The organism is Sedimentibacter hydroxybenzoicus DSM 7310 (genome assembly GCF_013403245.1).
Classification (GTDB): domain Bacteria; phylum Bacillota; class Clostridia; order Tissierellales; family Sedimentibacteraceae; genus Sedimentibacter; species Sedimentibacter hydroxybenzoicus.
The window spans coordinates 44896-53682 of record NZ_JACBNQ010000024.1 but is presented as its reverse complement, the minus strand read 5'-3'; the positions used below and the strand labels follow the sequence as shown (position 1 = coordinate 53682).

At 35.5% G+C, this 8787-nt stretch carries 10 protein-coding genes; all 10 read right to left on the bottom strand.

Annotated features, from left to right (window positions below; translation table 11 throughout):
* Positions 1-145 precede the first annotated feature (145 nt).
* Positions 146-886 (bottom strand): 3-oxoacyl-ACP reductase FabG, encoded by a 741-nt coding sequence (gene fabG, locus HZF24_RS15870; protein WP_179239342.1) that lies wholly within the window; start codon positions 884-886, stop codon positions 146-148.
* A 194-nt stretch (positions 887-1080) separates the two neighbouring features.
* Complete coding sequence (locus HZF24_RS15865) at positions 1081-1938, bottom strand: AraC family transcriptional regulator (protein WP_179239341.1); 858 nt, start codon at positions 1936-1938, stop codon at positions 1081-1083.
* A gap of 53 nt (positions 1939-1991) precedes the next feature.
* Positions 1992-2168, bottom strand: coding sequence for a flavodoxin (locus HZF24_RS19445; RefSeq protein ID WP_407695758.1), 177 nt, complete (start codon positions 2166-2168; stop codon positions 1992-1994).
* A 235-nt stretch (positions 2169-2403) separates the two neighbouring features.
* Complete coding sequence (locus tag HZF24_RS15855) at positions 2404-3045, bottom strand: MBL fold metallo-hydrolase (protein ID WP_179239340.1); 642 nt, start codon at positions 3043-3045, stop codon at positions 2404-2406.
* Between the two features lie 37 nt (positions 3046-3082).
* A complete protein-coding gene (locus HZF24_RS15850; protein ID WP_179239339.1) occupies positions 3083-3769 on the bottom strand; it encodes a TetR/AcrR family transcriptional regulator in 687 nt (228 codons plus the stop codon).
* Between the two features lie 69 nt (positions 3770-3838).
* The gene (locus HZF24_RS15845) at positions 3839-4420 is read right to left on the bottom strand and encodes an HD-GYP domain-containing protein (RefSeq protein WP_179239338.1); all 582 of its coding nucleotides are present in this window, start codon (positions 4418-4420) and stop codon (positions 3839-3841) included.
* Positions 4421-4604: 184 nt separating this feature from the next.
* Positions 4605-6011 carry a sensor histidine kinase gene (locus HZF24_RS15840; protein WP_179239337.1) on the bottom strand — a complete coding sequence of 469 codons (1407 nt, stop codon included), beginning with the start codon at positions 6009-6011 and terminating at the stop codon, positions 4605-4607.
* Positions 6001-6708 (bottom strand): response regulator transcription factor, encoded by a 708-nt coding sequence (locus HZF24_RS15835; protein ID WP_179239336.1) that lies wholly within the window; start codon positions 6706-6708, stop codon positions 6001-6003. Before HZF24_RS15835 ends, HZF24_RS15840 begins: the two co-directional genes overlap by 11 nt.
* A gap of 141 nt (positions 6709-6849) precedes the next feature.
* Complete coding sequence (locus tag HZF24_RS15830) at positions 6850-7584, bottom strand: class I SAM-dependent methyltransferase (RefSeq protein ID WP_179239335.1); 735 nt, start codon at positions 7582-7584, stop codon at positions 6850-6852.
* A complete protein-coding gene (locus HZF24_RS15825; RefSeq protein WP_179239334.1) occupies positions 7581-8783 on the bottom strand; it encodes a GGDEF domain-containing protein in 1203 nt (400 codons plus the stop codon). The genes HZF24_RS15830 and HZF24_RS15825 overlap by 4 nt, the downstream gene beginning before the upstream one ends.
* Between the last annotated feature and the right edge of the window lie 4 nt (positions 8784-8787).

The following is an 8787-nucleotide window of genomic DNA, read 5'->3' as shown; positions in this document are numbered from 1 at the left end:
GTTGGTTTTCCAACTGTTTCTCTGTTAAGTTTTCGTAATTTTTGTTACTTGCTGCTGACTTTGTCAGCAGTCTGAGCCATTACTTTTTAAGGTAATGGCTCAGGATGTTAAAAAGTTCATCTTCTCTTTAAGATAATTGCTTTATTTATAGTACAACTCCACCTGTTATTTCTAATACTGATCCTGTGATGAATTTAGCTTCATCCGATGCCAGAAAGGCATAAGCATTTGCTATATCCTCCGGCTCGCCTAATATACCTAACGGTGACTTTCCCTTCATTATATCTATTACCTTCTCCGGCATTTTTTTAACCATAGGTGTTGCTATAAATCCCGGTGCTACCGCATTTGAGCGAACTCCCTTTTTCCCTAATTCCTTAGCCCATGTTTTAGTCATACCGATAACTCCCCATTTCGTAGCCGCATAGTTCGTTTGACCGAAATTTCCATACAAGCCTACGACTGATGAAGCATTTAATATAACTCCGCTGCCTTGTTCTGCCATGACTTTTGCAGCTGCCTGACCACAGATATATACTCCCTTCAGATTAACATCTATAACTGCATCCCATTGTTCCTCTGCCATTTTCAGTAAGGTTGAATCCATAGTTATTCCGGCATTATTTACTATAATATCTAACCTGCCGTAATTTTTTAAAGTGAAATCTATCATTTTGTTTACACTTTCAGTATTTGTTACATCAACATTTATACCTGCTGCCACTCCACCATTTTCATGAATTTCATTCACAGTTTTCTTAACATCTTCATTATTGATATCAGCTATAACTACCTTTGCGCCTTCCTTTGCAAATTTCTTAGCAGTTGCTTCACCAATACCTCTTCCTCCTCCGGTAATAATTGCAACCTTGTCTAACAATCTCATATATGTTTCCTCCTATTAATTAGTTAATCTATGAAAAAATCATTGCAAGAAATATGCCATCCTACTCCATATCCACCAAAACAATTAGCAATTTCAGCATCATGGAACGGTTATTATATTAATTCCATCAAAAAACTTAAGCCCAATGGTATGTCCATTGAGCTTAGATTTCGTATTGCCCCGTTTTCAATTTATTACTTTTTAATTACCGGAAGCCATACCTCGCATTTATAATCCGCGGCCTGCTGATCTCCTTCAAAATAAACCTCTATATCAGGGGCACTTGCATATTCATAGCCGGATGTTGGCAGCCATTCTGTTATAATGCGCTTTTGCAGCTCCTGTATTGCATGGGGCATGGCTCCTATACATTCAAAGACAGCCCATGTGCATGCAGGCACCAAGTATTCTTCCATTCCGTCAGGTGCTTCTTTATCTGTGGATGCCGCAATGTAGTAAGCTATTTCTTTATCATATATACCGGTACTTGCTCCTAACAAACCATATGGCTCACAATTAATCAGTTCAAGAATTGAAGGTATAACTCCGCTTTGAATCGTTTCCTGCCAAAAAACCGGAACCTTTGCAAAGCACTCCTCACTGTTCATACTAAAATTCTCTTTTACCCCCACAATCTTAAAGGCTTCCTTCGTTACAATTTTGTAATTCATCTCACTATCTCCCTTAATTGTTATTTTGAAGCTGATGCGAGGATATGCTTTTAAGGATACTCCCTGCCTTTTAGCCGCAGTCGGAGAAATTCCATGAACATTCTGAAAAGCTCTGTTAAAGGCAGTAGGTGAATCATAGCCATACTTAAGAGCAATATCAATAATTTTATCGTTACCGGTCTGTAAATCAAAAGCCGCAATTGTCAACCTTCTTCGCCTGATGTATTCAGAAAGCGGAACATCCGCGATATAAGAAAACATCCTTATAAAGTGAAAGGTTGAACAACATGCTATCTGTGCCAGCTTAGCATGACTGATCTCCTTGTCAAGATTTTCTTCAATATAATCAACCGCTTCATTCAATCTTGATATCCATTCCATCGTATCATCTCCCTACAATTTAAAGTATATAGTGATTTATAAATATAATCCTCTCAATTCTTGCACCAAAATGAGAGTTTGAGCATATAATCGAGCCATTTTCTGACTTCTTCCGGGTCAGCAATGCCATTAACGGCGATACCGGGCACAATTATGGAATTTGGACACTCTTTGGCAATATCCTTTTCAATTTGCCCGAATCCTCCGCCTCCGTGGGTGCAAAAAGGAATAATGGTTTTGCCTGATATGTCATGCTTCCTGCACTAATTCCCTTATATCACCATCTATCTGAGTTGCAATTTCAAATGCTAAGTTCATTGTATTCTGAAAAAGCGAATAATAAACCACCAATGCTTTTTTCATATGTTATATTTCCTTTCTTAAAAGCCTACATATATAATACTTCATGACCATATGTCTTAGTCAAGCATAAATCATAAAAAGGGACTGTCTTAAATAACGCCTTTAAATTGTATCCAGTATCTTCCGGATTACGCCTTTTTGCAGCATCTTATTATGTCCTGAGATGCAAATGTCAAAATCCATTTTCTCGTATTTTTCCATTGTACTTATATATACGTCTTTTTCACAACTGATGCTTGGAACAATCTCATCCATGTTGTCGCCAATATTGTCTCCAAGCACAAGCACTCCATCCTCTTCGTCCATGATACTTATTGAATCAACGGTGTGACCGGGAGTATGAAATATCCTGATTTTATCCTCAGGGAAGTATAATTCATTCTGAAAAACTAAATTCGGAAGACACATCTCGACTATGCCGCGGCTATACCGGCTGTTTCTACTCATCATACCATACCATTCCGACAAAATCATCTCTCTGCACAATGTATGAGACACAATTATGTAATCTTCAAAGGAACAATTTCCCCATATATGATCCCAGTGATAATGTGTATTTACAACAATAGTCTTTCTGTTGTCATTTTTTATATACTCCATAACATTATAAACGTTCTGAGGCCCCAATCCTGTATCAATCACATAATTGTTTTTTCTTCCCCTTATCAAATAAAAGTTTAAATCCCACTCCAATTCATCATATGTAAATAAAATACCCCTGCTTTTTATTTCTTGAACTTTCATTATCTCCTCCTTACTGAAATAACTTATTTATTTAATCCTAATCTTTATTTCGCATGGGTTCTATTATGTCGTCCAGCAATGCTGTATATACTTCTTCTAAGGGACATTCCTGACGCAGGAACTTGTAAATAATATATGGACTGAAATATATAGACAACAAATGGAACACTGCTTTTTTAATATCTATATCAGATTTGAATTCTTTTTTTTCAATTCCTTCTTTCAGCAAATTTATAAGTAGCTCCCCTACAGTAGGTATTCTTATTTTTAAAGAGTCCGTAATTAAAGCTTCGTCGTTTGGGAACTGATATATATAATCTGATTTTGTATATTCTACTTCCTTAATGATATTCATATCACGCCTTAATATATGACTTATAAAAAGGGGCATCTGATTATCATATTTATTGTCTTCTTTTACCGTAAAATCAAAGATAAATTTAATTTTGTCATAGCTTGAACTTTTTTTATATTTTTCAGTGTTTAATTCAACAAAAAGTCTTGCACAGAAGCACCATCCGTAATAAGTGTAAATGTGCTCCTTCGTAGGAAAATAGTTAAAGAATGTTCCTCTTGATATTTCCGCCACATCACATATATCATCTACAGTAATGTTCTCATAATCTTTTTTCATATTTAATTCTAAAAAGGTTTGTAGAATTTTATACCTTGTTTTTGCAAAATTCAGCTCTCTTAATGTTAATTGTGTCTTTGGTCCGTTCATTTTAATTTTGACTCCTTGTATTCATATATTTATCATATAGATTAACGGCAACAGCTTGATGTCTGTTTTTTACTGATTCGCCAATAACCTTTTGAATAAGTAATAGTTCTTCCTGAAAATATAAGACTCTATTTCTTTACCTTCCATTTCTTCCATTAAGTTCAGTGGGTTTTCTATACGATAAGGTCTGTATATTCTGCGTTGCGTGATTGCATCAAATATATCTGCTATTCTGATAATTCTGCTATGCAATGGAATATCTTCTCCCATTATTTTATCAGGATATCCTGTTCCATCCCAATTCTCATGGTGATGTCTGATTATTCTTGCTTTTTCTGTACTATTACCATTATTATCTACGACGTATAAATATAATTCCTGCGAATAAATGGTATGCTGTTTCATAATCTCCCATTCATCGGGTGATAATCTGCTCTTTTTATACAAAACAGCTTCCGGAATTTTACTTTTACCAATATCATGATATAATGCCTCTTCATAAAGTATCTGTTTTTCTCCGGCACATAGTTTAATTTCATCAGCCATTTTCATTGCAATATTGGCAACATTATTGGAATGTATAAATAATTCTAAAGAAAAATCATGCTTCATCAAATTAAGGTAGTTAACATTTTTTATATTCTGAATCATATAACACCACCTGAGAATAATTTTATACTGTAGTATAATATTTTACTTTAGTCAAATATTATTATATTATTTGCATCATTTACTGTCAACTATTATATAAAAATGGACTGTTGCTCAACTATATCGTTTCACAACAGTCCATCATCTAAATTAAGACGCCTCCCTCTATAGACGTCAGTAGTACTTATTTCTTAGGCAGCGTAATAATAAATGTGCATCCTTGATTTAAATCCGTTTGTATATCAATATTGCCGCCATGCTTCCTAATAATTTTGTATGCTATCGAAAGCCCCAGACCGGTTCCGCCTGTTTGAGAATTACGAGAATCGTCCACTCTTACAAATGGCTTGAAAATATTATTTACAATATCGGAGGGAATTCCGATTCCGTTATCCTTAAATATGATTACTGCATTGTCATGCTCTTCATATAAACTGACAATCAAACTTGTTCCTTCCGGATTATATCTGATTAAATTATCAGTCAGGTTATATAATACACGGTTCATCTGAACGGTATCCAGCATAACGTATACAGCTTCTTCAGGGATATTAAAATTATAATCGAAGCCTGCCTGCTCCAGCATGGGTAACAAATCTCCGCAAGCCTGCCTTAAATATTCACATATATCTGTTTTAAGAAGCTTAATAGAGTAATCCGCGCTTTCCAATTTGGCAAATTCAAATAAGTCATTCAATAAATCAGAGGCCCTTCTGCTGTTTTTTAAAATAATCTTAAGATAGTCACGTAAGCTCTTGTCTGATTCATCTGTTTTTTGCAAACAAAGCTCCGTATATCCGACAACACTTGCCAAAGGATTTTTTAAGTCATGAGAAATATCCATTATCATTCTTTTTCTTTCAAGCTCCGCCTGTTCTCTCAATGATATTTCCGTCTCAATTTTTTGTGCCATATCATTAAAGGTATCCTGTAAATCCGCAAACTCATTTTTTAAATTCAAATTAACCCTTGCTGAATAATCGCCCTCTCTTAACCGTTTAGTTCCAGTCAGCAGCATTTTTAACGGTTTAGTAATACTGACGGATGAAATTCTCGAAAAAACAACTGCGAATAATCCCAACATGAGTAAATATAAAACAATTATTGCAGCAAATACTAGGGATACATTTTTAACATCCTTAGGTACGGCTTCTCTATTGTAAACAAAGGATATGTCCAGTCGTATAGATGTAGGAAAGGTTACTATCAGCCAAAACCCGCCTTGCGGATTGTACAGTATATCATAGCTGTACTGATGTCCCTTTTCCTTGCTTCTGATAAGGAATTGAGTGAATTCGCTTACAGTAAGTCTTTCAGTACCAATCGTATCTAATCCCTTAGAGTATACTACCTCATACCGATCATTGATTACCTGAATGCCCCCTCCGTTTCGAACAACGGGTTCCGCATCAATATCTGTATAATCATCTTTCATCAGCAGGCTTGCAGGATATATATTTTTTACAAGTGTTTTTGAAATGATGTCATTGGTAAATCCGGAAAGTAAATATACAAGCACGGCAGCTAAAATTGACAGGCAGAAAATTATAAGATAATTCCTGAAAAATTGATTGGAAATCTTACCTTTCATTGTGAACACCCGTTTTATGAAGCTTATATCCTATGCCGCGTATAGTCTTTATATATTCAGGATCTTGAGGATCGATTTCAATCTTGTTGCGCAGATGGCTGATGTGAACCATAATTGTATTGTCATCATAGTAATAATCATCATCCCATACCGCATTATAAAGCTGTTTTTTAGTAAATACTCTTTCCGGATTTTCCATAAGATGTAACAAAAGCTTGTATTCCTTAGCATTAAGCTCTATCTGTTCATTTTTAACATAAGCGCAGCAGCTGTCTGCGTTTATAGCCAAATCACCATACTGAAGCAAGTTATTATCATCATCTTTTGAAGCCAGATAGTCATGATTTCTTCTAAGCTGTGCCTTAACCCTTGCAAGCAGCTCATTCATTGAGAATGGCTTGGAAACATAATCGTCCGCTCCCATTTCAAGTCCCAGCACCTTATCCATATCGTCTGCTCTCGCTGTAAGAAATATAACAGGAATAGTACTTCCTTCTCTTATTTTTCTTAATAAATTAAACCCGTCAAGCCGCGGCATCATAACATCCAAGACAGCTAAATCAAAATCCTGCTCCTTTAATATTTTTAGTGCCTCAATTCCGTCAACTGCGGTGTTGACGAGATATCCTTCACTCTCCAGTGCTATTTTTATAAGATTTCTGATATCAGCTTCATCTTCAACAACAAGAACTTTCATTTTACACCCCATTTATTAACAATATTATTTATATAATGTCAACATCAATATAACATAAAAAAACTGAGTAATAAATATTTAATTGTTAATTTAAGGTAAATTTAAGGTTCTTTGATCGGAGAAATTTAAAAACATATTATTTTATTTAATTTTTCTCGCCGAAACAATCAGCATCATAGGTCGGCGCATTTCATCCTTCATCCCGGGTACATCCATCATGTCTTGGGGAGGTTGAGGTTCCACAATATTTTTTATTGTAAAGCCGTTCATAAGCAGTGTGTTAAGATATGTGGTCAGTGTTCTGTGATACTTTATAACCTTTTCTCCCAAAAACACCGCTGTCCTCTTACCTTCATAATAATAGTTGTCCACGGGGAAATGCAGTATTTCTCCATTTTCGTTATAATGCCATTCCTGTGTTCCGTAAGCGGTAAAAACAGGATGTTCAACCGTAAAAACTAAATTACCGCCATGCTTCAGCATTTTATATATCTTTTTTATCAAATTTTCGTAATCTACTACATAATGAAGTGCAAGAGAACTCAGTATTATATCAAAGCTCTCCTCAGGAAAATCTACTTCTTCTATAGGGCGGCATATGTATTCAATTTCTGGAAAGTATGTTTTTTCTTTTGCTGTCTCAAGCATTTTTCGAGAAATATCAACCCCTACAGCTGAAGAAGCACCGTTTTCCATAGCATATATACAGTGCCAGCCATAGCCGCAGCCTAAGTCAAGCACTCTCTTACCCTTGAAATCCGGCAGCAGCCTTCTTAGTGTCTCCCATTCTCCCGCACCCTGCAGTCCTTTTTGAGAACGGCTCATCTGGCTGTATTTTTGAAAAAATGTATTATCGTCGTATTTGTTTTCCTTCATTTTAATTCCTCCGTATTATCTTCCCGAAAGGAAGGTATCTCAGCCCGTCTGCTGCAATTTTTACCTTGGGATTTCGCCAGATAAAGAGCCTTATCACAAAGCTTATAAAGCATGTCAATATCTGTTCCTTCGTCGGGAAGTATACTCAAGAATCCTATACTTATCGTATACTTTATTTTAATATCGGTATATACGTGCGAATTCTCTATCGTTGACCTTAAGCGTTCCGCAACTTCCTCCGCATTTTTCCCGTCTGTACCCGGAAGCAATATGGCAAATTCTTCTCCACCATACCTCCCGAACAAATCATAATCTCTCAATTGTTTTTTAATTATATTTGCAAAATTCTGCAATACGACATCACCTATAAAGTGACCATACTCGTCATTGACTTTTTTAAAGTCATCAATATCAATCAACAGAAATGATATATTTTCTTGCTTTCTCACGCACAAGGAAATAACCTCTTTAGAACGCAATATAAATGTCTTTCGGTTCAATATATTGGTCAATCCGTCAAGAGAGGCAGCTTTTAACAACTCCACATCCTGTTTTTCCTTATCAAGGAGGATGAATCCGGTACTTCCCGTAAGCATCACAATATAGATAATCAAGAACAACCATGTATTATAAATGTTCTTTGATGCCAAATTCATATCCAGTTCTGTTGTCAGTGCTGCAATAACACGGAATAACGAAAATATCATTATAAGGCTGTAAAAAACCGAGATTACTTTTTGCAAACCGGAAGCTTTATCATCTGCAAAAAGCTTATATACCGGAAATACCATTAATATGCCTGAAATTAAAGATGAAACTGCGATTCTGATATTCTCCGGGAAACCATATGCTGTGACGAAAACAAATATAATGATGAAAAAAACAAACATGAAGTTATAATACCTTTTTACTTTTTCAGTATAAAAGTTTTTTAAAATCATGAGAGCAGTCAGCTCCATAGCCGTACCAGTAAATAATACAGAATTACCTGCGGCTACTAAAACCATATTTGGTATAACACCTCTCAAACCAATCATAATCCATGCAGTCAGCTGAAGCAGCTTTGAAATCAAAAAGATATTGACCGATTTGCTTCTATTTTGTTTCCAGGTGTAGGCAACAATGAATACTCCCGTTAAAAGGTGTCCTAAAACGAGAACAATTAAAATTGTTGCCATATCAATATTGGAAAGAATCATCTGT

Bases quoted from the DNA above. Each gene is read 5' to 3' on its own strand.
- fabG (WP_179239342.1), bottom strand. From the start codon at position 886: ATGAGATTGTTAGACAAGGTTGCAATTATTACCGGAGGAGGAAGAGGT.
- HZF24_RS15865 (WP_179239341.1), bottom strand. From the start codon at position 1,938: ATGGAATGGATATCAAGATTGAATGAAGCGGTTGATTATATTGAAGAA.
- HZF24_RS15855 (WP_179239340.1), bottom strand. From the start codon at position 3,045: ATGAAAGTTCAAGAAATAAAAAGCAGGGGTATTTTATTTACATATGAT.
- HZF24_RS15850 (WP_179239339.1), bottom strand. From the start codon at position 3,769: ATGAACGGACCAAAGACACAATTAACATTAAGAGAGCTGAATTTTGCA.
- HZF24_RS15845 (WP_179239338.1), bottom strand. From the start codon at position 4,420: ATGATTCAGAATATAAAAAATGTTAACTACCTTAATTTGATGAAGCAT.
- HZF24_RS15840 (WP_179239337.1), bottom strand. From the start codon at position 6,011: ATGAAAGGTAAGATTTCCAATCAATTTTTCAGGAATTATCTTATAATT.
- HZF24_RS15835 (WP_179239336.1), bottom strand. From the start codon at position 6,708: ATGAAAGTTCTTGTTGTTGAAGATGAAGCTGATATCAGAAATCTTATA.
- HZF24_RS15830 (WP_179239335.1), bottom strand. From the start codon at position 7,584: ATGAAGGAAAACAAATACGACGATAATACATTTTTTCAAAAATACAGC.
- HZF24_RS15825 (WP_179239334.1), bottom strand. From the start codon at position 8,783: ATGATTCTTTCCAATATTGATATGGCAACAATTTTAATTGTTCTCGTT.